This is a genomic window from Pseudomonas sp. AC112 (assembly GCF_979253545.1).
The window spans coordinates 1,241,738-1,265,546 of sequence record NZ_CEEDCM010000001.1 but is presented as its reverse complement, the minus strand read 5'-3'; the positions used below and the strand labels follow the sequence as shown (position 1 = coordinate 1,265,546).

Genomic DNA, 23,809 nt, shown 5'->3' with positions numbered 1-23,809 from the left:
ATTTAACAGGCCAAAAAGCTGATGGGAGAGGACTGAATGAGCAATGACGGCGTGAATGCAGGCCGGCGTCGCTTCTTGGTAGCAGCCACATCCGTGGTGGGTGCTGCAGGAGCGGTGGGGGCTGCGGTCCCGTTCGTGGGGTCATGGTTTCCCAGTGCCAAGGCGAAAGCCGCAGGTGCACCGGTGAAGGTGAATATCAGCAAGATCGAGCCAGGACAGCAGATGATTGCTGAGTGGCGCGGCCAGCCGGTCTTCATTGTTCGTCGTACCGAGGAAATCCTGGGGAATCTGAAAAAGATCGAAGGCCAGTTGTCTGACCCTAAATCCGAGAATTCCGACCAACCCGCCTACGCCAAGAACGAAGTACGTTCGATCAAGCCAGAGATCCTGCTGCTGGTCGGTCTCTGTACCCACCTGGGTTGCTCGCCTACCTTCCGCCCGGAGGTGGCCCCGGTCGACCTGGGCAAGGATTGGGTCGGCGGTTATTTCTGCCCTTGCCACGGCTCGCATTACGACCTTGCTGGTCGCGTCTACAAGTCCCAACCCGCTCCCTTGAACCTGCCGGTTCCTCCGCACACCTACGAAACTGACGACCTCATTGTCATTGGCCTCGATAAGGAGAACGCGTGATGAGCAAGTTCATGGATTGGGTGGATGCGCGCTTCCCCGCCACTAAAATGTGGGAAGACCATCTCAGCAAATATTACGCGCCAAAAAACTTCAACTTCTTCTACTTCTTCGGCTCCCTGGCGCTGCTGGTGCTGGTCAACCAGATCGTTACCGGCGTTTGGTTGACGATGAGCTACACCCCGTCGGCGGAAGAGGCGTTCGCCTCCGTCGAGTACATCATGCGTGACGTCGAGTACGGCTCGATCCTGCGCCTGTTGCACTCTACCGGCGCCTCGGCGTTCTTTATCGTCGTCTACCTGCACATGTTCCGCGGCCTGCTCTACGGCTCCTACCAGAAGCCTCGTGAGCTGGTGTGGGTGTTCGGCATGCTGATCTACCTGGCGCTGATGGCCGAAGCCTTCATGGGGTACCTGCTGCCGTGGGGCCAGATGTCGTACTGGGGCGCCCAGGTGATCATCTCGTTGTTCGGTGCGATCCCAGTGATCGGCAACGACCTGACCCAGTGGATCCGTGGTGACTACCTGATCTCTGGCATCACCCTGAACCGCTTCTTCGCCCTGCACGTGGTGGCCTTGCCGATCGTGATCCTGGGCCTGGTGGTGTTGCACATCCTGGCGCTGCACGAAGTGGGTTCCAACAACCCGGATGGCGTGGACATCAAGAAGCACAAGGACGAAAACGGCATCCCGCTGGACGGCATTCCGTTCCACCCTTACTACACCGTGAAAGACATTGTCGGCGTGGTGGTGTTCCTGTTCGTGTTCTGCTCGATCGTGTTCTTTTTCCCGGAGATGGGCGGGTATTTCCTCGAGAAGCCTAACTTCGAACAGGCCAACGCCTTCAAGACACCTGAGCACATTGCCCCAGTCTGGTACTTCACGCCGTTCTACGCGATCTTGCGGGCGATCCCGGACAAGCTCATGGGCGTAATCGCCATGGGCGCAGCCATCGCGGTGCTGTTCGTGTTGCCTTGGCTCGACCGCAGCCCGGTCAAGTCCATGCGCTACAAGGGCTGGCTGAGCAAGATCTGGCTGTGGGTGTTCTGCATTGCGTTCGTGATCCTGGGTGTACTGGGCGTATTGGCGCCGACCCCTGAGCGTACGTTGCTGTCGCAGGTTTGCACCTTCCTGTACTTCGCCTACTTCATTCTGATGCCGTTCTACACCCGGCTCGAGAAGACCAAACCGGTTCCGGAAAGGGTGACTGGCTGATGAAAAAGTTATTCGTTGCATTGATGCTTGCGGCCCTACCGCTACTGTCCTTCGCTGCCGAGCACGGCGGTCCGGAACTGGAAAAAGTCGATATCGACGTGTCTGACAAGGCGGCCATGCAAGACGGCGCACGTACGTTCGCCAACTACTGCATGGGGTGTCACAGCGCCAAGTTCCAGCGTTACGAACGGGTGGCCGATGACCTCGGTATCCCCCATGAAATGATGCTGGAGAAGCTGGTGTTCACCGGTGCCAAGATCGGCGACCACATGACCATCGGCATGAAGCCTGCCGACGCCAAGACCTGGTTTGGCGCAGCACCGCCTGACTTGACCCTGGTGGCACGTGTACGCGGCACCGACTGGCTCTACGGCTACCTGAAATCCTTCTACGAAGACCCGGCGCGCCCTTATGGCGTGAACAACCGTGTGTTCCCGAATGTCGGCATGCCTAACGTTCTGGTCGGCCTGCAAGGCAAGCAAGTGGTAGGATGCAAGCAGATTCAGGTCGTTGAAGACGGCAAGAAGCAATACGATCCGTTGACCGGCACGCCTTTGACTCATGAAGCGTGCGATCAACTGAAGATAGAAACCCCAGGTTCGTTGACAGACGAGCAGTTCGACGAGAAGGTCAAGAACCTCGTGACCTTCCTGGCCTACTCGGCCAACCCGGTCAAACTGCAGCATCAGCGCATCGGTACGTATGTGTTGCTGTACCTGGCCTTCTTCTTCGTATTCGCCTATCTGCTCAAACGCGAATACTGGAAGGATGTGCATTGATCCAACCGTAAGCAATTGCTGTTAATCTTGCGCGCCCAGCGGCATCTCTGAATACGTAGCGGTCTGGTTGTACCAGGCGTTACAGAGATGCTCACTGGGCGCGCTCGTTTTTGAGCTTTCGATAATTTCAACAAGCGAGGAGGACCGCCATGGGCGTGACCAACCGGTTGGCCTGTTACTCCGACCCCGCCGACCACTATTCCCACCGAGTACGTATCGTGCTCGCAGAGAAGGGTGTCAGCGCCGAGATCATCAGTGTGGAAGCAGGCCGTCATCCACCCAAACTGATCGAAGTGAACCCCTACGGCAGCTTGCCCACCCTGGTCGATCGTGACCTGGCGTTGTGGGAGTCGACCGTCGTGATGGAATACCTGGATGAGCGTTACCCGCATCCACCCTTGCTGCCGGTGTACCCGGTGGCGCGTGCCAATAGCCGCCTGCTGATCCATCGGATCCAGCGTGACTGGTGCGGGCTGGTGGATGTGATTCTGGATACCCGCAGCAAAGAGGCGGCACGTGTACAGGCGCGTAAGGAATTGCGCGAGAGCCTGACCGGCGTTTCGCCGCTGTTCGCCGATAAACCTTTTTTCCTCAGTGAGGAACAAAGTTTGGTCGATTGCTGCCTATTACCGATACTCTGGCGTTTGCCGATTCTCGGTATTGAACTGCCGCGGCCTGCCAAGCCGCTGCTTGATTACATGGAGCGCCAGTTTGCGCGTGAGGCTTTCCAGGCGAGTCTGTCTGGTGTCGAACGCGATATGCGCTAAGGCTTAAGGAGCCGCTGATGAACTCCAGTCGACCCTACTTGGTCCGCGCGCTCTATGAGTGGATTGTGGACAACGATTGCACCCCGCACATGCTGGTCAATTCCGAATTTGCTGCGGTTCAGGTACCGCAGGGTTTTGCCAGTGACGGGCAGATTGTGCTGAACGTATCACCCAGCGCCGTGCGCCACCTGCACATGGACAATGAAGCGGTTAGCTTCGAAGGGCGTTTCGGCGGTGTGCCGCATACGCTGTACGTGCCGATTGGCGCCATCCTCGGCATCTATGCCCGGGAGAACGGCCAAGGCATGGTGTTCGATCTGGAGTCGCCTTTCGAGGATGACGAATCGATTGAAACCGAAGAGGGCGATGAACTGCCGCCACCGGATTCCGAGCCACCGCGCCCCAGTGGCCGGCCTAGCCTGAAAGTCGTGAAATAACGAGCTGTCCCCTTGGGGGTGGCTGGAAAAATGCCTCGACCTGTGTCGGGGCATTTTTTTGCGCGCAGGATAAGGATGAAAGTCGCGCCCAGACGGTGATCGTACAACCACCATGGGCTATGATGCGTGCTCAAGCTCACCGAGAAAGATGATTCATCATGGAAAACGCCAACACCGCCCCTCGTCTTCCCCGCAAGCGCCGCAGCCTTGCCCAGGAATTGGTCACGGTGTTGTCCGAGCAGATCCGCGACGGCCAACTCAAGCGCGGCGACAAGCTGCCCACCGAGTCAGCGATCATGGACGCCCATGGGGTCAGCCGCACCGTAGTGCGAGAAGCGATCTCGCGCTTGCAGGCGGCGGGGCAGGTTGAAACCCGGCACGGTATCGGCACCTTTGTGCTGGATACGCCAAGCCCGAGCGGTTTTCGTATCGACCCGGCCACCGTGGTGACCCTGCGTGATGTGCTGGCGATCCTGGAGTTGCGGATCAGCCTGGAAGTGGAGTCCGCAGGTCTGGCCGCATTGCGCCGCAGCGATGAACAACTGGCCGCCATGCGCGCAGCGCTCGATGCCCTGAATGAAAGCGCGGCTCACGCCGGTGACGCGGTGGCCTCCGACTTTGCCTTCCACCTGGAAATTGCCCTGTCCACTGGCAACCGCTACTTCACCGACATCATGACGCACCTGGGCACCAGCATCATTCCACGCACCCGCCTGAACTCGGCGCGCCTGGCCCATGATGACCAGCAGCACTACATGAGCCGCTTAAGCCGTGAGCACGAAGAAATCTATGAAGCGATTGCCCGCCAGGATTCCGATGCGGCGCGGGCGGCGATGCGATTGCACCTGACCAACAGCCGTGAGCGGCTGCGCCATGCCCATGAAGAGGCAGAAGCGCAGCGCGGCTAGATACTTGCACCTGAACGCTTCACTTGATGAATATCCTATGCGTTTCGGATTTGTGTTCGCCCCCTGATTCAGTGTCCATCCTGTAGCTGATCTCTGCCGACTTGCCTTTGAGTTTTGCGAGATGCTCCTTAGGTATTACCCCTCCAAGGTCTGGTTTGATGAACTCCTCTTCGGTGTCGGGATTGAAGTCGCCTGTCTGGGTACCACTGCTTTGCCAGCGAGGTTGCATTTCGCCGGCTTTGGTCAGGAGTACGTACAGGGTGTTTGTGGGTGCGATTGGCTGACCGCTTGGAACTGAAACTTTCAGGTCTTTGGCAGCATCGACGATTGTTTCGCCCGCCGCGTTTTTTGCCTGGGATTCAAGGATGGGGGGGTTATATTCTGTTGCCATGGTAAGTCTCCTCAATTACCGAGAGACGCCACTGCACACTTCGGCGCAAGCCTGAACGGGCTCTTCAGCGTACTTAACGCCGGCTGCAACAGTAATGGATACTGTTAGAAATAACAGTCCCGATGAGCGGCCCCATGTCCAAAAACCAGGTGAAGGGCACACCGCGTTAATGTAGGAGCCGGCTTGCCGGCGATAGCGTTCGTGAGATCGCCATCGCCGGCAAGCCGGCTGCTACAGTTCAACGCTATTAGCTTGCTGGTTGATTTGGCTTGTAGTCCTTGAGCAGCAGGTACGTGCTCCACCCCCACCAATCGTTGGTCCAGTGCTTGTCGTTGAGGTCATTCACGTCCTTGCGGCGCAGCACCTTATTGCCTTCTGCCTTGAACAGCGGCGAAAAGTTGTTCGCCGGGTTCTGCGCGGCATTCAGGTCCGGCACATACAGCGGTGCCTTGAAGTTGGCCGGGGAGGGCGGGACACCACTGATGAAGGTGTCGAAGATCTCATCCGCCGAGGCCTGCACCGCACGTTTGACCTGCGTCCGGTTGTCCGCGTCGATGGCATCGAAGTAGCGCTTATCCCCATACGCATGCCATTGATCGCCCATGGCATTACGCACCTTAAGCCCGAACTTGCTGTCTTCGTCATGCATGAAGCGACTGATCAGCGAACCCAGTTCACCGGGTGTCACCACCGCTGCGAGTTGTTTGCGTGGGACACGCAAGTGCCCGGCTGAGAACAGGTCGGTCAAAAAGTGATCGGCAAAGCTGTTCATGGCATACGCCAGTTCCAGCGCCTGGTCGGTGCCGGTCTGGTGGGCCACAACGGCTTGTTGCAGCGCCGCCGTGTGGCCTGCCAGGTACGCCGACAGCGCCCATTCCCCGAAGTGATCGGCGTTGTCCGCTGCCAGTTTCAAGTAACGCCCCAGCGGAATCAGCGCCGATACCGCACTGCCGCCGCCGGTGATGCGATTCCATTCTTCCGACAACGTGTCACCCAGCGCGTCGTAGGCTTCGTGAGGTTGCTTGCCATCCTTGATCGCCTGCTTGACCGCATTGATCTCCTTTTGCATCACCGCGAGGATCTTGTGCGCTTCTTCCCGCGAGGCGGGCAGTACCGCCAGGCTGTTGAATGCGGCGGTAAAGCGTTGCACACGATCGGCAGGGGAGGCGCCGTCGCTGATGGGCTGGCCGGGGATGCCATAGAAGTCGCCGCCCAGGGCGATCACTTGACCATAGGTCAGCGCCAGCCCGTTGGGCAGGTGCAGTTCGACTTGGCGTGCGGGAATGGCCGGTGCGTCTTTGACGAAACGCAACAGCGTGTCGTCGCCTATGGCGGTGTGTTCACCCCCTTCGAAGCGCAGGGTAGGCGGGTTCTTTTCGGGTGCAGCGAGTTCTAGACCTGACATGTTAGCTCCTTGCTATGTCGTAGGAATCTTCCGTGATAACTGTATGCATATACAGTTATTCCGAGCATAGAGGAAAAACTTCCTACGTCAAGAACGCACGTCTAAACACGTCACCCGATGAAGTCTGATGAATTGCAGTTGACGAATCTTTTTATAGTTGTACGATGACGTACGACATCACCAAAACCAACAACAACCTTTCGACAGAAAGTCTTCGCCCAGGGTGTTCGAATAATGAATCCACAAGAACTGAAGTCCATCCTCTCCCACGGTCTGCTGTCTTTCCCGGTGACCGATTTCAACGCCCAGGGTGACTTCCACCAGGCGGGCTACATCAAGCGCCTGGAATGGCTTGCCCCTTACGGCGCCACTGCCTTGTTCGCTGCCGGCGGTACCGGTGAGTTTTTCTCCCTCGCTGCCAGCGAATATTCCCAGGTGGTGAAAACCGCCGTTGATACCTGCGCTACCAGCGTGCCTATCCTGGCCGGTGTAGGTGGTTCGACCCGCCAGGCCATCGAGTACGCCCAGGAAGCTGAGCGCCTCGGTGCCAAAGGCCTGCTGCTGCTGCCGCACTACCTCACCGAAGCCAGCCAGGACGGGGTTGCCGCCCACGTGGAAGCGGTGTGCAAGTCAGTCAAGATCGGCGTGGTGGTGTACAACCGCAACGTCTGCCGCCTGACCGCGCCGCTGCTGGAACGCTTGGCCGAGCGCTGCCCGAACTTGATCGGCTACAAGGATGGCCTGGGTGACATCGAGTTGATGGTGTCGATCCGCCGTCGCCTCGGTGATCGTTTCAGCTACCTCGGCGGCCTGCCGACTGCAGAGGTTTACGCCGCTGCCTACAAAGCCCTCGGTGTGCCGGTGTACTCCTCGGCGGTGTTCAACTTCATCCCGAAAACCGCGATGGACTTCTACCACGCCATCGCCAAGGACGATCACGCCACTGTCGCCAAGATCATCGACGACTTCTTCCTGCCGTACCTGGACATCCGTAACCGCAAGGCCGGGTATGCGGTGAGCATCGTCAAGGCCGGTGCGAAAATCGCCGGCTATGACGCAGGCCCGGTGCGTACGCCGCTGACCGACCTGCTGCCGGAAGAATATGAAGCCCTGGCCGCGCTGATCGACAAGCAAGGCGCGCAATAACCCATCTACAAGGCCGCTGAGTAATCAGCGGCCTTTTGCGTCAGGAGAAGATTTGTGTCCCAAGCCCAACGTTTCGATAACTTCATCAACGGCCAATGGGTGGCCGGTGCCGACTATTGCGTCAACCTCAACCCATCGGAGTTGTCCGATGTCATTGGTGAATACGCCAAGGCTGATGTTGCCCAAGTCAACGCTGCCATCGACGCTGCCCGCGCCGCATTCCCGGCCTGGTCCACTTCCGGCATCCAGGCGCGCCATGACGCCCTGGATAAAGTCGGCAGCGAAATCCTCGCGCGCCGCGAAGAACTCGGCACCCTGCTGGCCCGTGAAGAGGGCAAGACCCTGCCCGAAGCCATCGGCGAAGTAACCCGTGCCGGTAACATCTTCAAGTTTTTCGCCGGTGAATGCCTGCGGCTGTCCGGCGACTACGTGCCGTCGGTGCGTCCGGGCGTCAACGTTGAAGTCACCCGCGAAGCCCTGGGTGTGGTCGGCCTGATTACGCCGTGGAACTTCCCGATCGCCATCCCCGCCTGGAAGATCGCCCCGGCCCTGGCTTACGGTAACTGCGTGGTGATCAAGCCTGCCGAGTTGGTGCCAGGCTGCGCCTGGGCCCTGGCCGAAATCATTTCCCGCGCCGGTTTCCCTGCCGGCGTGTTCAACCTGGTGATGGGCAGCGGTCGCGTCGTGGGTGATGTGCTGGTCAACAGCCCGAAGGTCGATGGCATCAGCTTTACCGGTTCCGTCGGTGTTGGGCGCCAGATTGCAGTCAGCTGTGTGTCACGCCAGGCCAAGGTGCAGTTGGAAATGGGCGGCAAGAACCCGCAGATCATCCTCGACGACGCCGACCTCAAGCAGGCCGTCGAGCTGTCGGTGCAGAGCGCGTTCTACTCCACCGGCCAGCGTTGCACGGCGTCGAGCCGCTTGATCGTCACCGCCGGTATCCACGACCAGTTCGTCGCGGCCATGGCTGAGCGCATGAAGTCGATCAAGGTCGGCCACGCCCTCAAGAGCGGCACCGACATCGGCCCGGTGGTTTCCCAGGCCCAGTTGGACCAGGACCTCAAGTACATCGACATCGGCCAGAGCGAAGGTGCGCGGCTGGTGAGCGGTGGCGGCCTGGTGACCTGTGACACCGAAGGCTATTACCTGGCACCGACGCTGTTTGCCGACAGTGAAGCCGCCATGCGTATCAGCCGTGAAGAGATCTTCGGCCCAGTGGCCAACGTGGTGCGCGTGGCGGACTACGAAGCAGCGCTGGCGATGGCCAATGACACTGAGTTCGGGTTGTCAGCGGGCATTGCCACCACGTCGCTCAAGTACGCCAACCACTTCAAGCGCCATTCCCAGGCCGGGATGGTGATGGTCAACCTGCCGACTGCCGGCGTGGACTATCACGTTCCGTTTGGTGGTCGTAAGGGCTCGTCCTATGGTTCGCGTGAGCAAGGTCGCTATGCGCAAGAGTTCTACACCGTGGTGAAGACCAGCTACATCGGTTCGTAAAACGCGACACCCGTGGCGCCCGCTTTGTGTGGGAGCTGGCTTGCCTGCGATAGCATCACCGGTGTGTGCCTGACACACCGAGGTGCCTGTATCGCGGGCAAGCCCGGCTCCCACATGAAAGCGGTCCCCACCGACAAATAGACCATTACCCGCAAAAAAAATAATTAGTGGGAGTACTTCTACATGCAAGCGACCAAGCCGACCCACGTCCGCTATTTGATCCTGCTCATGCTGTTCCTGGTGACCACGATCAACTACGCCGACCGGGCCACCATCGCTATCGCAGGCTCCAGCCTGCAAAAAGACCTCGGCATCGACGCGGTCACCCTCGGTTACATCTTCTCTGCATTCGGTTGGGCCTACGTGGCCGGGCAAATCCCCGGCGGCTGGCTGCTGGACCGGTTCGGTTCGAAAAAAGTCTATGCCCTGAGCATCTTCACCTGGTCACTGTTCACCGTGCTGCAAGGCTATGTGGGTGAGTTTGGCGTCTCCACCGCCGTCGTTGCGCTGTTCATGCTGCGCTTCATGGTGGGCCTGGCCGAAGCGCCGTCCTTTCCCGGCAATGCTCGAATTGTCGCCGCCTGGTTCCCGACCGCTGAACGCGGTACGGCATCGGCGATCTTCAACTCGGCGCAATACTTCGCCACCGTGCTGTTTGCGCCACTGATGGGCTGGATCGTCTACAGCTTTGGCTGGCAGCACGTGTTTATCGTGATGGGCGTGATCGGCATCGTGTTCTCGCTGATCTGGCTGAAAGTGATCCACAGCCCGCGCCAGCATCCGATGATCAACGAAGCCGAGTTCAACCACATCGCCGCCAATGGGGCGATGGTCGACATGGACCAGGACAAAGGCAAGGGCAAGAAAACCGATGGGCCGAAGTGGGATTACATCCGCCAGTTGCTGACCAACCGCATGATGCTCGGCGTGTACCTGGGCCAGTACTGCATCAATGGCATCACCTACTTCTTCCTCACCTGGTTCCCGGTGTACCTGGTGCAGGACCGTGGCATGACCATCCTCAAGGCCGGTTTTATTGCCTCGTTGCCGGCAATCTGCGGGTTTATTGGTGGCGTTCTTGGCGGGGTGATTTCCGATTACCTGCTGCGCAAGGGCCACTCCCTGACCTTCGCCCGCAAGGCGCCGATCATTGGTGGCCTGCTGATCTCCAGCAGCATCGTGGCCTGCAACTACGTGGATATCGAATGGATGGTGGTGGGTTTCATGGCCTTGGCCTTCTTCGGTAAAGGTGTTGGCGCACTGGGTTGGGCGGTGGTGTCCGACACCTCGCCGAAACAAATCGCCGGCCTCAGTGGCGGCTTGTTCAACACCTTCGGTAACCTCGCGTCGATTACCACGCCGATTGTCATCGGCTACATCATCAGCACCACCGGTTCGTTCAAGTGGGCCCTGGTGTTCGTGGGCGCCAACGCCCTGGTGGCGGTGTTCAGCTACCTGGTCATCGTTGGCCCGATCAAACGTGTAGTACTCAAAGAGCCGCCTACCAAGGGGCCTGAGTTGACCAACCTAACCGAAGCGCATTCCTGAGGGGCCGTGTGATGCAGTTGATTGAACATGCCGACTCGCCGCGCTCGATTCGCTTGCACGAGCGCGACAACGTGGTGATCGTGGTCAATGACCAGGGCGTACCGGCCGGGACCGAGTTCCCGGACGGCCTGGTGACCGTGGATTTCATCCCCCAGAGCCACAAGGTGACCCTGGAAGATATCCCCGAAGGCGGTCAGATTATTCGCTATGGCCAGACCATTGGTTACGCCCTGGCGCCGATTCCGCGCGGCAGTTGGGTGCAGGAAGATCAACTGCGCATGCCGACCGCGCCTCCACTGGACAGCTTGCCGCTGTCCACCGAGGTGCCTGAAACCCAGGCACCGCTGGAGGGCTTTACCTTCGAGGGTTACCGCAACGCCGACGGCACCGTGGGCACGCGCAATATTCTCGGTATCACCACCACGGTGCAGTGCGTCACGGGCGTGCTGGACCATGCGGTCAAGCGCATCAAGGACGAATTGCTGCCCAAGTACCCGCACGTCGATGACGTGGTGGCGCTGACCCACAGCTACGGCTGTGGCGTGGCGATCACTGCGACGGACGCCTACATCCCGATCCGCACCGTGCGCAACCTGGCGCGCAACCCGAACCTGGGGGGCGAAGCCTTGGTGATCAGCTTGGGCTGCGAGAAATTGCAGGCCGGGCAGGTGATGCACGACAACGACAGCTCGGTCGACCTGAGTGAGCCCTGGCTGTACCGGCTGCAGGATTCCAGCCACGGCTTTACCGAGATGATCGAGCAGATCATGGAGCTGGCCGAGACGCGCCTGAAGAAGCTCGACCAGCGTCGCCGCGAAACGGTGCCGGCGTCCGAGCTGATCCTGGGCATGCAGTGCGGCGGCAGTGATGCGTTCTCCGGCATCACCGCCAACCCGGCGCTGGGCTATGCCTCGGATCTATTACTGCGGGCTGGGGCGACGGTGATATTTTCCGAAGTGACCGAAGTTCGCGATGCGATTTACCTGCTGACCTCTCGCGCTGAAAGCGAAGCCGTTGCCCAGGAGCTGGTCCGGGAAATGGATTGGTACGATCGCTACCTGGCCAAGGGCGAGGCGGACCGCAGCGCGAACACCACGCCGGGAAACAAGAAGGGCGGCTTGTCGAACATTGTCGAGAAGTCCCTGGGCTCCATCGTCAAATCCGGCAGCAGCGCGATCAATGGCGTGCTGGGTCCGGGCGAGCGCTTCAAGAGTAAAGGCCTGATCTTTTGCGCAACCCCGGCCAGTGACTTTGTGTGTGGCACCTTGCAATTGGCGGCGGGGATGAACCTGCATGTGTTCACCACCGGGCGTGGCACGCCTTACGGGCTGGCGATGGCGCCGGTGGTGAAGGTGTCGACGCGTACGGAGCTGGCGCAGCGTTGGCCAGACCTGATCGATATTGACGCCGGGCGCATTGCCACCGGGCGCGCGACCATCGAGGAGCTGGGTTGGGAGCTGTTTCACTTCTATCTGGATGTGGCCAGCGGCAAGAAGCAGACATGGGCGGAGCACCACAAGCTGCACAACGACATCACCTTGTTCAACCCGGCGCCCATTACCTGATTGTGGTGAGCGGGCACGCCCGCTCACTACAAGGATCTAGACCAGACGAAGCGGCCTACACTGGCTTATCATTAGCCACCTGACGACGCTCACCAAGGTTCTCCCCGGCATGCTGGCAATTTTCCTCACGACCCTGACCATCACTGCGCCGGTGTTTGCCATGCTGTTCCTGGGTGTGCTGCTCAAGCGCATCAACTGGATCAACGACAACTTTATCCATACCGCCTCGTCCCTGGTGTTCAACGTCACCATGCCGGCGCTGCTGTTTCTCGGCATCCTGCATGCCGACCTGCACTCCGCGCTCAAGCCGGGTTTGCTGATCTACTTTGCCGTCGCCACATTGGTCAGCTTCGCGCTGGCCTGGGGCTGGGCGATCTTTCGTTGCCCGCGTGAAGACCGGGGCATCTATACCCAGGGTGCGTTTCGTGGCAATAACGGCGTGATCGGCCTGGCGCTGGCCGCGAGCATGTACGGCGACTACGGGATTTCCCTCGGCGCGATCCTCGCGGCGCTGGTGATCCTGTTCTACAACACCCTGTCGACCATCGTGCTGGCGGTGTACAGCCCGGTGATCAAGTCCGACCCGTGGAGCATCTGCAAGAGCGTGGTGGCCAACCCGCTGATCATCAGTGTGTTTGCGGCCACGCCGTTCGCGGTGTTCCAGATTGGCTTGCCGGGGTGGCTGGAGTCTTCGGGCCAGTACCTGGCGGACATGACGTTGCCGCTGGCGCTGATCTGCATCGGTGGCACCCTGTCGCTGGCAGCGTTGCGCAAAAGTGGCAGCATGGCCTTGAGCGCCAGCCTGGTGAAGATGATCGGCCTGCCGCTGGTTGCGACGCTGGGCGCGTGGCTGCTGGGGTTCCGGGGGCCGGAGCTGGGGATTCTGTTCCTGTACTTCGGTGCACCGACTGCGGCGGCCAGCTTTGTCATGGCCAGGGCGGCCGAGGGCAATCATGAGCTGGCGGCTGCGATTATCGTGATCACCACCTTGATGGCGGCGGTGACCACCAATATCGGGATCTTTGTGTTGCAGGCGGGTGGTTGGATCTGAGTGTTGTGGTGCCTGTGAGGACCGATCGCCGGCAAGCCGGCTCCTACGGTGCCTCGTAGGTATCGATCACTTCCTGCGCCGCCCGAAACGCATCAATCGCCGCCGGCACACCGGCATACACCGCGCAATGCAGCAGCGCTTCACGAATCTCTTCCACCGTACAGCCATTGTTCAGTGCGCCCCGCACATGGCCCTTGAGTTCCTGCGGGCACTTGAGCGCAGTGAGCGCGGCGAGGGTGATCAGGCTGCGAGTCTTCAGCGGCAGGCCTTCACGGTTCCACACGCTGCCCCAGGCATGTTCGTTGACGAAGTCCTGCAGCGGCTGGGAAAACTCGGTGGCATTGCCCAGGGCGCGGTCGACGAATGCATCGCCCATGACCTGGCGACGCATTTCAACCCCGGGCTTCTTCTGATCGGTCATTGCGATTCCCTCTTGTGTTGGCGGCGCCAGGCTCGCAGCGTGCTGAACAACAGAAAAGCCACCAGCACTGGCAGGGCGTAATACAGCATCAGTTGTTCAAGCTTGTTGGCCAGTGGCATGCCGGTGGTAAAAGCCATCACATGCAGCCCGTACGCCAGGTACAGGCCCAGCAGCACCAGGCCTTCGGCGCGGGTCACGCGGTAGCCGGTGTAGAACACCGGCAGGCACAGCACCACCACGCCGAGCATTACCGGCAGGTCGAAATCCAGGGCATTGGGCGATACCGAGAGCGGTGAGGGCGCGAGCAGGGCGGTCAGCCCCAACACGCCGAGCAGGTTGAACAGGTTGCTGCCGATCACGTTGCCCACGGCAATTTCCCGCTCGCCGCGCAGGGCGGCAATCAGGGACGTCGCCAAGCACGGCAGCGAGGTGCCGACGCCGATCAAGGTCAGGCCGATCACGCGTTCCGACAGGCCCAGGTCGCTTGCCACATCCACCGCCGCGCCCAGCAGCAAATGCCCGGCCAGCACCAGGATCAAAAAACCGCCGAGCATCAACAGCACGCTGCTCAGCCATGGCGCGCGGGCCACGGTTTCCAGCGTGCGAGGGCGGCGCGAATGGCGCGTCTGGTAATGCAAGACGCCGAGGTACGCGACCAAGGCAACCAGCAGCAACAGGCCATCGAGCGGCGTAAGTTCTTCGTTGGCGGCGAGGGTGAACACCAGCAGCCCGGCCAGGATCATCACCGGGATATCCAGGCGCACCAGTTGGCGTGAGACCCGCAGCGGGATAATCAACGCCGACAGGCCCAGGGTCACCAGGATGTTGAAGATGCTACTGCCGATCACGCTGCCCACCGCGATATCGGTATTGCCAGCCAGGGTGGCCTGCAGGCTGACGGTCATCTGCGGAGCACTGCTGCCAAAGGCGACGATCGTCAGGCCGATGATCAGCGGCCGCACCTTAAGGCTTGCGGCCAGGCGCACGGCGGCGCGCACCAGGATTTCGGCGCCGATGATCAGCAGCACCAGGCCGCTGACCAATTCCAGCAGGCTCCAGGGCGAGAGGGCGGTTAATCCGAAAATGGCCAGGGCTCCGTCTTTAGTTGCTCAGCGCTTGTACGCGCACACGCGCCGTACCACTGCCGATCATACCCAGTTGCTCGGCAGCCTTGCGTGAAAGGTCGATCAAGCGCCCACGGGTATGCGGGCCGCGATCATTGATGCGGACAACCACGGATTTGTCGTTGTCGAGATTGGTGACCTTGACCTGGGTGCCAAACGGCAGTTGCCGGTGGGCGGCGGTCAGGGCGTTCTGGTTGAAGGGTTCACCGCTGGCAGTCTTGTTGCCATGGTGCTTGGCGCCGTAATAGGAGGCGGTGCCGGTTTCGTCGTAGCCGTTGGGGTTGATGATGCCGCTGGCGCAACCGGCCAGTAGGGAGAACAGGGCCAGCAGGCCGAGTAGACGCTTCATGCAAGGAGTCCCATTACAAATGTTGGAGTTGGCTCGTGTGGGAGCTGGCTTGCCTGCGATGGGCTTCACCTCGGTGTAACTGGTGCACCGAGGCGCCTGCATCGCGGGCAAGCCCGGCTCCCACAGAAGCCGGGTCCTACACGTGTCAGCCTTCGAGCTTGCTTTTCAGCAGTTCGTTCACCTGTTGCGGGTTGGCCTTGCCTTTGGAGGCTTTCATCGCCTGGCCCACAAAGAAGCCGAACATCTTGCCGCGCTTGGCTTCGTCGGCCGCGCGGTACTGCTCGACCTGCTCGGCGTTGGCCGCGAGCATTTCATCCAGCACGGCCGAGATCGCGCCGCTGTCGGTGACTTGCTTGAGGCCGCGCTTGTCGATGATCTCATCGGCACTGCCTTCACCGCTGGCCATCGCTTCAAACACCGTCTTGGCGATTTTGCCGGAGATGGTGTTGTCCTTGATGCGCAGCAGCATGCCGCCCAATTGCTCGGCGGTGACCGGGGCTTCGTCGATTTCCAGGCCCTGCTTGTTCAGCAGGCTGCCCAGCTCAACCATGACCCAGTTGGCTGCCAGCTTGGCGTCGCCGGCAATGCTCACGACTTTTTCAAAGTAGTTGGCTTGCTCACGGCTGGAGGCCAGCACGCTGGCATCGTAGACCGACAGCCCGAACTGCGCCTGGAAGCGCTCGCGTTTCTGCTGCGGCAGCTCCGGCAGGGTGGCGCGGATGTCATTGAGGAACGAGTCCTCAAGCACCACCGGCAACAGGTCCGGGTCGGGGAAGTAACGGTAGTCGTTGGCTTCCTCTTTGCTGCGCATGGCGCGGGTTTCGTCTTTGTTCGGGTCGTACAGGCGGGTTTGCTGTATGACCTTGCCGCCGTCTTCGATCAGCTCGATCTGGCGACGCACTTCGCTGTTGATCGCCTTCTCGATGAAGCGGAACGAGTTAACGTTCTTGATCTCGCAGCGGGTGCCGAACTCGACCTGGCCCTTGGGACGGATCGACACGTTGCAGTCGCAACGCAGCGAACCTTCGGCCATGTTGCCGTCGCAGATGCCCAGGTAGCGCACCAGCGCGTGGATGGTCTTGACGTAGGCCACGGCTTCCTTGGCGCTGCGCATATCCGGCTCGGAAACGATCTCCAGCAGCGGCGTGCCGGCACGGTTCAGGTCGATACCGGTCGCGCCCGGGAATTCTTCATGCAGGCTCTTGCCGGCATCTTCTTCCAGGTGTGCACGGGTCACACCGACGCGCTTGATGGTGCCGTCTTCCAGAGGGATGTCCAGGTGGCCCTTGCCGACGATCGGCAGTTCCATCTGGCTGATCTGGTAGCCCTTGGGCAGGTCCGGGTAGAAGTAGTTCTTGCGCGCGAACACGTTGTGCTGGCCGATCTCGGCGTCAATCGCCAGGCCGAACATCACCGCCATGCGCACCGCTTCCTGGTTCAGCACCGGCAGTACGCCGGGCATGCCCAGGTCGACCAGGCTGGCCTGGGTGTTCGGCTCGGAGCCGAACGTGGTGGCGCTACCGGAGAAAATCTTCGATTGGGTGGCGAGCTGGGTATGAATCTCCAGCCCGATCACAACTTCCCATTGCATAGTGTTCTCCTCAGAAGCCGGTAGGGGTGCGAATGTGCCAGTCAGTGTTCAACTGGTACTGGTGCGCCACATTGAGCAGGCGGCCTTCCTGGAAATACGGGGCGAGCAGTTGCACGCCGACCGGCAGGCCATCGACGAAACCGGCAGGCATGGACAAGCCCGGCAGACCCGCGAGGTTGGCGGTGATGGTGTACAGGTCTTCGAGGTAGGCAGCCACCGGGTCGCCGTTCTTGGCGCCGAGCTTCCAGGCCGGGTTCGGCGTGGTTGGGCCGAGGATCACGTCGACCTGTTCAAAGGCGGCCATGAAGTCGTTCTTCACCAGGCGCCGGATTTTCTGGGCCTTGAGGTAGTACGCGTCGTAGTAACCGGCCGACAGGGCGTAGGCGCCGACCATGATTCGGCGCTGAACTTCGGCGCCGAAGCCTTCGCCACGGGAGCGTTTGTACAGGTCGGTAAGGTCTTTCGGGTTTTCGCAGCGGTAGCCGAAGCGCACGCCGTCGAAACGCGACAGGTTCGAGGAGGCTTCTGCCGGCGCGATCACGTAGTACGCAGGAATCGCGTGCTGGTTGTTCGGCAGGCTGATCTCTTTGATCACGGCACCGAGGCTTTCAAGCGTCTTGACGCTGTTGTGCACCAGTTCAGCAATGCGCGGGTCGAGACCGGCGCTGAAGTATTCCTTCGGCACACCGATGCGCAGGCCCTTGATCGAGGTGTTCAGGCTGGCGCTGTAGTCCGGCACAGGTTCATCGATGCTGGTGGAGTCCTGTTTATCGAAGCCTGCCATGCCTTGTAACAAAATTGCGCAGTCTTCAGCAGTGCGGGCCAGGGGGCCACCCTGATCCAGGCTGGAGGCGTAGGCGATCATGCCCCAACGGGAAACGCGACCGTAGGTCGGTTTCAGGCCGGTGAGGTTGGTGAAGGCCGCAGGCTGGCGGATCGAGCCGCCGGTGTCGGTGGCTGTAGCGGCGGGCAGGAAGCGTGCGGCTACGGCGGCAGCCGAGCCACCCGACGAACCGCCGGGCACATGGTCCAGGTTCCACGGGTTTTTCACTGCGCCGTAGTAGCTCGACTCGTTGGCCGAACCCATGGCGAATTCATCCATGTTGGTCTTGCCCAGGGTCACGGCCCCGGCGGCGGCCAGCTTGGACACCACGGTGGCGTCATAGGGAGCTTTGAAGTTGTCGAGCATCTTCGAGCCGCAACTGGTGCGAATGCCCTGGGTGCAGAACAGGTCCTTGTGGGCGATCGGTGCGCCCAGCAGTGCGCCGTTTTCACCGTTGGCGCGACGTGCGTCGGCGGCCTTGGCCTGGCTCAAGGCCAGTTCTTCGGTGAGGCTGATGAAGCTGTTGACCTTTGGATCGTGCTCGGCGATGCGCGCCAGCAGGGTCTTGGTCAGCTCTTCGGAAGAAAACTTTTTGTCGGCGAGACCGCGGGCGATCTCGGCCAGAGTCATGTGATGCATTGCAGGCTCTTTCCCTTTAGTCGATGACTTTCGGAACCAGGTACAGGCCGTTTTCGACCGCTGGCGCGATGGACTGGTAGGCCTCGCGATTATTACTCTCGGTCACGACGTCTGCGCGCAGGCGCTGGCTGGCTTCCAGCGGGTGAGCCAGAGGCTCGATGCCGTCGGTATTCACGGCCTGCATTTGGTCGACCAGCCCGAGAATGCTGTTCAGGGCTGCGGTGGTCTGTGGAAGATCGGCATCATTGAGGCCAAGCGAGGCCAGGTGCGCGATTTTTTCCACGTCGGAGCGTTCAAGCGTCATGGGAATCTCCAGTGGAAAACAGAACGGAGGCTGTCCGTGTGTTAGATTGTCGGAACACTACCGCATTTCTACGGTCTTACGGCCGCGATTGTGGGGTTAGGTGCACAGAAAGTCGGCCAATTTAGCACATTGGCGCCTTGCCCAAAATCCCTGTCGTTGTTAGAGTTTGCCGCACTTTTTTACCCACGCGTTGCCTAGGGTCCCTTTCCCATGTTCAAGAAACTGCGTGGCATGTTTTCCAGCGATCTTTCCATTGACCTGGGCACTGCCAACACCCTTATTTACGTGCGCGAGCGCGGTATCGTCCTGAATGAGCCATCGGTTGTGGCCATTCGGACCCATGGTAATCAGAAAAGTGTCGTTGCCGTCGGCACCGAGGCCAAGCGCATGCTCGGCCGTACACCAGGCAATATTGCTGCCATTCGTCCGATGAAAGACGGCGTGATCGCCGACTTCAGTGTCTGCGAGAAGATGCTGCAGTACTTCATCAACAAGGTTCACGAAAACAGTTTCCTGCAGCCCAGCCCTCGTGTGCTGATCTGCGTTCCATGCAAATCCACCCAGGTTGAGCGTCGTGCCATCCGTGAATCGGCCCTCGGTGCCGGTGCCCGTGAAGTGTTCCTGATCGAAGAGCCAATGGCTGCCGCGATCGGTGCCGGCTTGCCGGTAGAGGAAGCGCGCGGTTCGATGGTGGTGGATATCGGTGGTGGTACCACTGAAATCGCCCTGATCTCCCTGAATGGTGTGGTGTATGCCGAATCCGTACGCGTCGGCGGCGACCGCTTCGACGAAGCGATCATCACCTATGTGCGTCGCAACTACGGCAGCCTGATCGGCGAATCCACTGCCGAGCGCATCAAGCAGGAAATCGGTACTGCCTACCCGGGCGGCGAAGTGCGCGAAGTCGATGTGCGCGGTCGCAACCTGGCCGAAGGCGTTCCACGTGCCTTCACCCTGAACTCCAATGAAGTGCTGGAAGCTCTGCAAGAGTCCCTGGCCACCATCGTTCAGGCCGTGAAAAGCGCGCTGGAGCAATCGCCGCCGGAACTGGCTTCCGACATCGCCGAGCGTGGCCTGGTGCTGACCGGTGGTGGCGCCTTGCTGCGCGACCTCGACAAGCTGCTGGCCCAGGAAACCGGCCTGCCGGTGATCGTTGCCGAAGACCCGCTGACCTGCGTCGCCCGTGGCGGTGGCCGTGCACTGGAAATGATGGATAAACACACCATGGACCTGCTTTCCAGCGAATAAGCCTTTGCTGATTAGCCCATGTTTCGCTCGCAGGCAGCACTTTGCAGTGCTGCCTGTTGGCGTTTATCTTCTTCAATCTGCATCCAGGCCGGTTAGATGCCGTATGAATAAAGAGAACATTTGCCTGGGAGGAGCGGCCTATTAAACCGCTTTTCGCTAAAGGCCCCTCATTGGGCGTGCGCCTGTTGGTGCTGGTTGTGCTTTCGGTCGCGCTGATGGTGGTCGATGCCCGCTTTGCACTGCTCAAGCCCGTGCGTAGCCAGATGTCGCTGGTGTTGATGCAGACCTACTGGATCACCGACCTGCCGCAACGTCTGTACCAGGGCGTGGCCAGCCAATTCGGCAGCCGCACCGAGCTGGTCGCCGAGAACGAAAAACTCAAGACCGAAAACCTGCTGTTGCAGGGGCGCATGCAGAAGCTCGCGGCCCTCACCGAGCAGAACGTTCGGCTGCGCGAGTTGCTCAATTCCTCCGCGTTGGTCAATGAAAAGGTCGAAGTGGCCGAGTTGATCGGCATGGACCCCAACCCCTTTACCCATCGCATCATCATCAACAAGGGTGAGCGCGACGGTGTGGTCCTTGGCCAGCCGGTGCTTGACGCCCGTGGCCTGATGGGCCAGGTGGTAGAGCTGATGCCCTACACCTCGCGGGTATTGCTGCTGACGGACACCACCCACAGCATTCCGGTGCAGGTAAACCGCAACGGCTTGCGTGCGATTGCCAGCGGTACCGGTAACCCTGAGCGGCTGGAACTGCGACATGTGGCCGATACCGCTGATATCAAGGAAGGCGACCTCCTGGTCAGTTCCGGCCTCGGTCAGCGTTTTCCGGCGGGTTACCCGGTAGCAACGGTCAAGGAAGTGATCCACGACTCAGGTCAGCCGTTCGCCATCGTGCGTGCCGTGCCCACCGCCGCACTGAACCGCAGCCGCTACCTTTTGCTGGTGTTCAGCGACAATCGCACCCCCGAAGAGCGCGCCAACGAAGCCGCCCAGGCCCAGGAAGCGGAAGACAAGAAGAACGGCACCGCGCCGATCATTCCTGCCACCGTACCCAAGCCGGCCGCTGCCACGCCGACCACGCCTGCGCCGGCAACTGCGGCGCCGGTGGCTACACCCGTCAAGCCTGCGGCGCATCCGGTTAAACCGGCCGCGACCAAACCTCCCGCGTCGACGCCGGCCACCACCACGCCGGCCACCAAACCGCCTGCTGCTGCCCCGGCTGCCCGCCCAGCGGCGACCGCCCCGGCCACCACGCGCCAGAGGGAGGAATAATGGCCAATACTCATTCACGCAACGGCTGGATCGTCTGGCTGACCTTCGCCATCGGTTTGCTGCTGAGCGTATCGCCGCTGCCGCAATTCATGGAAATCCTGCGACCGCTCTGGCTGGCATTGCTGCTGGCCTTCTGGTCGCTGAACCTGCCGCACAAAGTCGGCATGGTCACCGCGATGTTCCTGGGCTTGGCAGAAGATGTGCTCTATGGCACGTTGCTGGGCCAGAACGCGTTGATCCTGACCCTGATCACCTTCCTGGTGCTGTCGTTGCAGCAACGCCTGCGCATGTTCCCGATGTGGCAACAGTGCCTGGTGATCCTGGTGATCTTTGGCCTGGCACAGCTTGTCCAGCTCTGGCTCAGCGCCCTGACCGGCAACCGCCAGCCCACCCTGGCGCTGGTGCTGCCGGCGCTGGTGAGTGCTTTGCTGTGGCCATGGATCAGCTTCGGTCTGCGTGGGTTGCGTCGTCGCTATAAAATCAATTGAAGGGATTGCGAGGCTCTGCCTGGTTATCGAACCCTACAGGGAGAGTCTGCAATGAATTCGCTTTACCTGGCCTCGGGCTCTCCGAGGCGGCGTGAACTGCTAACACAGATCGGTGTGCCCTTCACCGTGGTCAGCGCCGCTATTGATGAAACACCTCTTACTAATGAACCCGCCGTTGCCTACGTCGAGCGCCTTGCGCGCGGCAAGGCTGCGGCGGGTTTTGCTGCGCTCGGGCAAACCTCGGGCGCTTGTGTGCTGGGGGCTGATACTGCAGTGATTGTCGATGGCAAGATCCTCGGCAAACCCGTGGATCAAGCCGATGCCCTGGCCATGTTGATGGCCTTGGCGGGGCGTGAACACGAAGTGCTCACCGCCATTGCCCTCACTGATGGCCAGCGCAACGAGACTGTTTGTGTAAGCAGTCGTGTACGTTTTCGCGGCATTTCTGTCGAGGAGGCTACAACCTACTGGCACAGTGGCGAACCCCAGGACAAGGCGGGCGGCTATGCTATCCAAGGGCTGGGCTCGGTGTTTGTCGCCGGGCTCAATGGCAGTTATTCGGCCGTGGTAGGCCTGCCGGTGTGCGAAACCGCGCAACTGCTCGACCAATTCGGCATACCCTGTTGGCAAAACCTTACCGTGCGCTGAGCGTCGTATCCCAGCGCCCAGCCTTAAGCGACCGGTCACTATTGTGAAAACGCCTGAACGAGACCCAGCCATGAGTGAAGAGATTCTGATCAATATCACGCCGATGGAATCGCGCGTGGCGGTGGTAGAGAACGGTGTTCTGCAAGAAGTCCACGTTGAGCGCACCCAAAAGCGCGGGATCGTCGGCAACATCTACAAAGGCAAGGTAGTGCGCGTATTGCCGGGAATGCAGGCCGCATTCGTCGATATCGGCCTGGACCGTGCCGCCTTCATCCATGCTTCGGAAATATCCCTGCGCGAAGGCCCTGCGGTAGAAAGTATCAGCGCCCTGGTGCATGAAGGGCAGAGCCTGGTGGTGCAAGTCACCAAGGACCCCATCGGTTCCAAGGGCGCTCGCCTGACCACGCAGTTGTCGATTCCTTCACGCTACCTGGTCTACATGCCGCGCACCGCGCATGTGGGTATTTCACTGAAGATCGAAGACGAAGCCGAGCGCGAACGCCTGAAGAAGGTGGTCAGCGACTGCGTGGCCGCCGAAGGCATCAAGGAAGCCGGTGGCTTTATCCTGCGCACCGCCGCTGAAGGCGCGGGTGCCGATGAAATCCTCATGGACATCCGCTACCTGCGACGCCTGTGGGACCAGATTGATGCACAGATCAAGACCATCGGCGCGCCCAGCGTGATCTATGAAGACCTGGGCCTGGCCCTGCGCACGCTGCGCGACCTGGTCAGCCCGAAGATTGAGAAAATTCGCATCGATTCGCGGGAAACCTTCCAGCGCACTACGCAATTTGTTGCCGAGCTGATGCCGGAAATTGCCGACCGCCTAGAGCACTACCCCGGCGAGCGGCCGATCTTCGACCTGTATGGCGTCGAAGATGAAATCCAGAAAGCCCTGGAGCGCAAGGTGCCACTCAAGTCCGGTGGCTACCTGGTGGTGGACCCGGCGGAAGCCATGACCACCATTGACGTCAACACTGGCGCGTTCGTGGGCCATCGCAACCTCGAAGAGACCATCTTTAAGACCAACCTCGAAGCGGCCACCGCGATTGCTCGCCAACTGCGCCTACGCAACCTGGGTGGCATCATCATCATCGACTTCATCGACATGGAAGATGAAGAGCATCAGCGCCAGGTACTGCGTACTCTCGAAAAGCAACTGGAGCGCGATCACGCCAAGACCAACATCATTGGCATCACCGAGCTGGGCCTGGTGCAGATGACCCGCAAGCGCACCCGCGAAAGCCTGGAGCAGGTGCTGTGCGAGCCGTGCAGCAGTTGCCAGGGCCGCGGTAAATTGAAGACCCCGGAAACGGTTTGCTACGAGATTTTCCGTGAGATCCTACGGGAGGCGCGGGCCTACCAGGCCGAGGGTTACAGGGTGCTTGCCAATCAGAAAGTGGTCGACCGTCTGCTGGATGAAGAATCCGGTAATGTTGCCGAGCTGGAGGGCTTTATCGGCCGCACGATACGCTTCCAGGTCGAAACCATGTATTCCCAGGAACAATACGACGTGGTGCTGCTCTGATCCCCAATCGTTTTCCTTTTATGAGACGAGCAGG

Annotated in this window: 24 protein-coding genes; 16 read left to right on the top strand and 8 right to left on the bottom strand. The window is 60.4% G+C overall.

Translation table 11 applies throughout. The features are described from left to right. Positions 1-36: 36 nt before the first annotated feature. The 6 genes from petA to AC0IYN_RS05985 all read left to right on the top strand — a co-directional run bounded on the left by petA (position 37) and on the right by AC0IYN_RS05985 (position 4,732). On the top strand, positions 37-630 hold the full coding sequence (petA, locus tag AC0IYN_RS06010) for a ubiquinol-cytochrome c reductase iron-sulfur subunit (RefSeq protein ID WP_034102161.1): 594 nt from the start codon (positions 37-39) through the stop codon (positions 628-630). Further along, positions 630-1,841 (top strand): cytochrome b, encoded by a 1,212-nt coding sequence (locus AC0IYN_RS06005; protein ID WP_003171746.1) that lies wholly within the window; start codon positions 630-632, stop codon positions 1,839-1,841. The genes petA and AC0IYN_RS06005 overlap by 1 nt, the downstream gene beginning before the upstream one ends. After that, on the top strand, positions 1,841-2,620 hold the full coding sequence (locus AC0IYN_RS06000) for a cytochrome c1 (protein WP_034102164.1): 780 nt from the start codon (positions 1,841-1,843) through the stop codon (positions 2,618-2,620). The genes AC0IYN_RS06005 and AC0IYN_RS06000 overlap by 1 nt, the downstream gene beginning before the upstream one ends. A 149-nt stretch (positions 2,621-2,769) precedes the next feature. Next, complete coding sequence (locus AC0IYN_RS05995; RefSeq protein WP_024073431.1) at positions 2,770-3,387, top strand: glutathione S-transferase N-terminal domain-containing protein; 618 nt, start codon at positions 2,770-2,772, stop codon at positions 3,385-3,387. 17 nt (positions 3,388-3,404) lie between these two features. Then, positions 3,405-3,824, top strand: a complete 420-nt coding sequence (locus tag AC0IYN_RS05990; RefSeq protein WP_406596930.1) for a ClpXP protease specificity-enhancing factor — start codon at positions 3,405-3,407, stop codon at positions 3,822-3,824. A 158-nt stretch (positions 3,825-3,982) separates the two neighbouring features. Beyond that, positions 3,983-4,732, top strand: a complete 750-nt coding sequence (locus tag AC0IYN_RS05985) for a FadR/GntR family transcriptional regulator (RefSeq protein WP_025856285.1) — start codon at positions 3,983-3,985, stop codon at positions 4,730-4,732. Between the two features lie 19 nt (positions 4,733-4,751). Here AC0IYN_RS05985 and AC0IYN_RS05980 read toward each other — a convergent pair whose 3' ends face one another. Together AC0IYN_RS05980 and AC0IYN_RS05975 are read right to left on the bottom strand one after the other, a co-directional pair. Then, entirely contained in the window at positions 4,752-5,123 is a 372-nt protein-coding gene (locus AC0IYN_RS05980; protein WP_406596931.1) for a hypothetical protein, read from the bottom strand. A gap of 247 nt (positions 5,124-5,370) precedes the next feature. Beyond that, positions 5,371-6,528: a phospholipase gene (locus AC0IYN_RS05975; protein WP_406596932.1), complete on the bottom strand. Its 1,158-nt coding sequence runs from the start codon at positions 6,526-6,528 to the stop codon at positions 5,371-5,373. A 234-nt stretch (positions 6,529-6,762) separates the two neighbouring features. Between AC0IYN_RS05975 and kdgD the strand changes: the two genes are divergently transcribed. The 5 genes from kdgD (at position 6,763) to AC0IYN_RS05950 (ending at position 13,338) form a co-directional block, all read left to right on the top strand. Then, positions 6,763-7,674 carry a 5-dehydro-4-deoxyglucarate dehydratase gene (kdgD, locus tag AC0IYN_RS05970; RefSeq protein WP_034102171.1) on the top strand — a complete coding sequence of 304 codons (912 nt, stop codon included), beginning with the start codon at positions 6,763-6,765 and terminating at the stop codon, positions 7,672-7,674. Between the two features lie 54 nt (positions 7,675-7,728). Then, positions 7,729-9,174, top strand: a complete 1,446-nt coding sequence (locus AC0IYN_RS05965; RefSeq protein WP_406596933.1) for an aldehyde dehydrogenase family protein — start codon at positions 7,729-7,731, stop codon at positions 9,172-9,174. 183 nt (positions 9,175-9,357) lie between these two features. Next, positions 9,358-10,722 carry an MFS transporter gene (locus tag AC0IYN_RS05960; RefSeq protein WP_078046872.1) on the top strand — a complete coding sequence of 455 codons (1,365 nt, stop codon included), beginning with the start codon at positions 9,358-9,360 and terminating at the stop codon, positions 10,720-10,722. An 11-nt stretch (positions 10,723-10,733) separates the two neighbouring features. Next, the gene (gene garD, locus AC0IYN_RS05955) at positions 10,734-12,287 is read left to right on the top strand and encodes a galactarate dehydratase (RefSeq protein WP_471840794.1); all 1,554 of its coding nucleotides are present in this window, start codon (positions 10,734-10,736) and stop codon (positions 12,285-12,287) included. 109 nt (positions 12,288-12,396) lie between these two features. Further along, positions 12,397-13,338 carry an AEC family transporter gene (locus tag AC0IYN_RS05950; protein ID WP_078046874.1) on the top strand — a complete coding sequence of 314 codons (942 nt, stop codon included), beginning with the start codon at positions 12,397-12,399 and terminating at the stop codon, positions 13,336-13,338. A gap of 43 nt (positions 13,339-13,381) precedes the next feature. On the opposite strand, the gene AC0IYN_RS05945 is transcribed toward AC0IYN_RS05950, so the two are convergent. From AC0IYN_RS05945 to gatC, 6 genes are all read right to left on the bottom strand, one after another. Beyond that, complete coding sequence (locus AC0IYN_RS05945) at positions 13,382-13,759, bottom strand: carboxymuconolactone decarboxylase family protein (RefSeq protein ID WP_078046875.1); 378 nt, start codon at positions 13,757-13,759, stop codon at positions 13,382-13,384. Continuing rightward, positions 13,756-14,802, bottom strand: a complete 1,047-nt coding sequence (locus tag AC0IYN_RS05940) for a calcium/sodium antiporter (RefSeq protein WP_471840792.1) — start codon at positions 14,800-14,802, stop codon at positions 13,756-13,758. Before AC0IYN_RS05940 ends, AC0IYN_RS05945 begins: the two co-directional genes overlap by 4 nt. A gap of 58 nt (positions 14,803-14,860) precedes the next feature. Next, a complete protein-coding gene (locus AC0IYN_RS05935) occupies positions 14,861-15,232 on the bottom strand; it encodes a septal ring lytic transglycosylase RlpA family protein (protein ID WP_078046877.1) in 372 nt (123 codons plus the stop codon). Between the two features lie 145 nt (positions 15,233-15,377). After that, positions 15,378-16,823: an Asp-tRNA(Asn)/Glu-tRNA(Gln) amidotransferase subunit GatB gene (gene gatB / locus AC0IYN_RS05930; RefSeq protein WP_078046878.1), complete on the bottom strand. Its 1,446-nt coding sequence runs from the start codon at positions 16,821-16,823 to the stop codon at positions 15,378-15,380. A gap of 10 nt (positions 16,824-16,833) precedes the next feature. Then, on the bottom strand, positions 16,834-18,285 hold the full coding sequence (gene gatA / locus AC0IYN_RS05925; protein WP_471840790.1) for an Asp-tRNA(Asn)/Glu-tRNA(Gln) amidotransferase subunit GatA: 1,452 nt from the start codon (positions 18,283-18,285) through the stop codon (positions 16,834-16,836). 16 nt (positions 18,286-18,301) lie between these two features. Beyond that, positions 18,302-18,589, bottom strand: a complete 288-nt coding sequence (gene gatC / locus AC0IYN_RS05920; RefSeq protein ID WP_010213142.1) for an Asp-tRNA(Asn)/Glu-tRNA(Gln) amidotransferase subunit GatC — start codon at positions 18,587-18,589, stop codon at positions 18,302-18,304. Positions 18,590-18,799: 210 nt separating this feature from the next. Between gatC and mreB the strand changes: the two genes are divergently transcribed. The 5 genes from mreB to rng all read left to right on the top strand — a co-directional run bounded on the left by mreB (position 18,800) and on the right by rng (position 23,775). After that, a complete protein-coding gene (gene mreB / locus AC0IYN_RS05915; protein WP_002555108.1) occupies positions 18,800-19,837 on the top strand; it encodes a rod shape-determining protein MreB in 1,038 nt (345 codons plus the stop codon). A 140-nt stretch (positions 19,838-19,977) separates the two neighbouring features. Next, entirely contained in the window at positions 19,978-21,111 is a 1,134-nt protein-coding gene (gene mreC / locus AC0IYN_RS05910) for a rod shape-determining protein MreC (protein WP_406596993.1), read from the top strand. Then, positions 21,111-21,599 (top strand): rod shape-determining protein MreD, encoded by a 489-nt coding sequence (gene mreD, locus AC0IYN_RS05905; RefSeq protein WP_406596935.1) that lies wholly within the window; start codon positions 21,111-21,113, stop codon positions 21,597-21,599. Before mreC ends, mreD begins: the two co-directional genes overlap by 1 nt. Positions 21,600-21,650: 51 nt before the next feature. Next, complete coding sequence (locus AC0IYN_RS05900) at positions 21,651-22,247, top strand: Maf family protein (protein ID WP_406596936.1); 597 nt, start codon at positions 21,651-21,653, stop codon at positions 22,245-22,247. A gap of 70 nt (positions 22,248-22,317) precedes the next feature. Continuing rightward, the gene (rng, locus tag AC0IYN_RS05895) at positions 22,318-23,775 is read left to right on the top strand and encodes a ribonuclease G (RefSeq protein ID WP_071491141.1); all 1,458 of its coding nucleotides are present in this window, start codon (positions 22,318-22,320) and stop codon (positions 23,773-23,775) included. Positions 23,776-23,809 lie beyond the last annotated feature (34 nt).

What these genes read in the sequence shown, in the direction of transcription:
- petA (WP_034102161.1), top strand. Translation starts at nt 37, where the DNA reads ATGAGCAATGACGGCGTGAATGCAGGCCGGCGTCGCTTCTTGGTAGCA.
- AC0IYN_RS06005 (WP_003171746.1), top strand. Translation starts at nt 630, where the DNA reads ATGAGCAAGTTCATGGATTGGGTGGATGCGCGCTTCCCCGCCACTAAA.
- AC0IYN_RS06000 (WP_034102164.1), top strand. Translation starts at nt 1,841, where the DNA reads ATGAAAAAGTTATTCGTTGCATTGATGCTTGCGGCCCTACCGCTACTG.
- AC0IYN_RS05995 (WP_024073431.1), top strand. Translation starts at nt 2,770, where the DNA reads ATGGGCGTGACCAACCGGTTGGCCTGTTACTCCGACCCCGCCGACCAC.
- AC0IYN_RS05990 (WP_406596930.1), top strand. Translation starts at nt 3,405, where the DNA reads ATGAACTCCAGTCGACCCTACTTGGTCCGCGCGCTCTATGAGTGGATT.
- AC0IYN_RS05985 (WP_025856285.1), top strand. Translation starts at nt 3,983, where the DNA reads ATGGAAAACGCCAACACCGCCCCTCGTCTTCCCCGCAAGCGCCGCAGC.
- AC0IYN_RS05980 (WP_406596931.1), bottom strand. Translation starts at nt 5,123, where the DNA reads ATGGCAACAGAATATAACCCCCCCATCCTTGAATCCCAGGCAAAAAAC.
- AC0IYN_RS05975 (WP_406596932.1), bottom strand. Translation starts at nt 6,528, where the DNA reads ATGTCAGGTCTAGAACTCGCTGCACCCGAAAAGAACCCGCCTACCCTG.
- kdgD (WP_034102171.1), top strand. Translation starts at nt 6,763, where the DNA reads ATGAATCCACAAGAACTGAAGTCCATCCTCTCCCACGGTCTGCTGTCT.
- AC0IYN_RS05960 (WP_078046872.1), top strand. Translation starts at nt 9,358, where the DNA reads ATGCAAGCGACCAAGCCGACCCACGTCCGCTATTTGATCCTGCTCATG.
- garD (WP_471840794.1), top strand. Translation starts at nt 10,734, where the DNA reads ATGCAGTTGATTGAACATGCCGACTCGCCGCGCTCGATTCGCTTGCAC.
- AC0IYN_RS05950 (WP_078046874.1), top strand. Translation starts at nt 12,397, where the DNA reads ATGCTGGCAATTTTCCTCACGACCCTGACCATCACTGCGCCGGTGTTT.
- AC0IYN_RS05945 (WP_078046875.1), bottom strand. Translation starts at nt 13,759, where the DNA reads ATGACCGATCAGAAGAAGCCCGGGGTTGAAATGCGTCGCCAGGTCATG.
- AC0IYN_RS05935 (WP_078046877.1), bottom strand. Translation starts at nt 15,232, where the DNA reads ATGAAGCGTCTACTCGGCCTGCTGGCCCTGTTCTCCCTACTGGCCGGT.
- gatB (WP_078046878.1), bottom strand. Translation starts at nt 16,823, where the DNA reads ATGCAATGGGAAGTTGTGATCGGGCTGGAGATTCATACCCAGCTCGCC.
- gatA (WP_471840790.1), bottom strand. Translation starts at nt 18,285, where the DNA reads ATGCATCACATGACTCTGGCCGAGATCGCCCGCGGTCTCGCCGACAAA.
- gatC (WP_010213142.1), bottom strand. Translation starts at nt 18,589, where the DNA reads ATGACGCTTGAACGCTCCGACGTGGAAAAAATCGCGCACCTGGCCTCG.
- mreB (WP_002555108.1), top strand. Translation starts at nt 18,800, where the DNA reads ATGTTCAAGAAACTGCGTGGCATGTTTTCCAGCGATCTTTCCATTGAC.
- mreD (WP_406596935.1), top strand. Translation starts at nt 21,111, where the DNA reads ATGGCCAATACTCATTCACGCAACGGCTGGATCGTCTGGCTGACCTTC.
- AC0IYN_RS05900 (WP_406596936.1), top strand. Translation starts at nt 21,651, where the DNA reads ATGAATTCGCTTTACCTGGCCTCGGGCTCTCCGAGGCGGCGTGAACTG.
- rng (WP_071491141.1), top strand. Translation starts at nt 22,318, where the DNA reads ATGAGTGAAGAGATTCTGATCAATATCACGCCGATGGAATCGCGCGTG.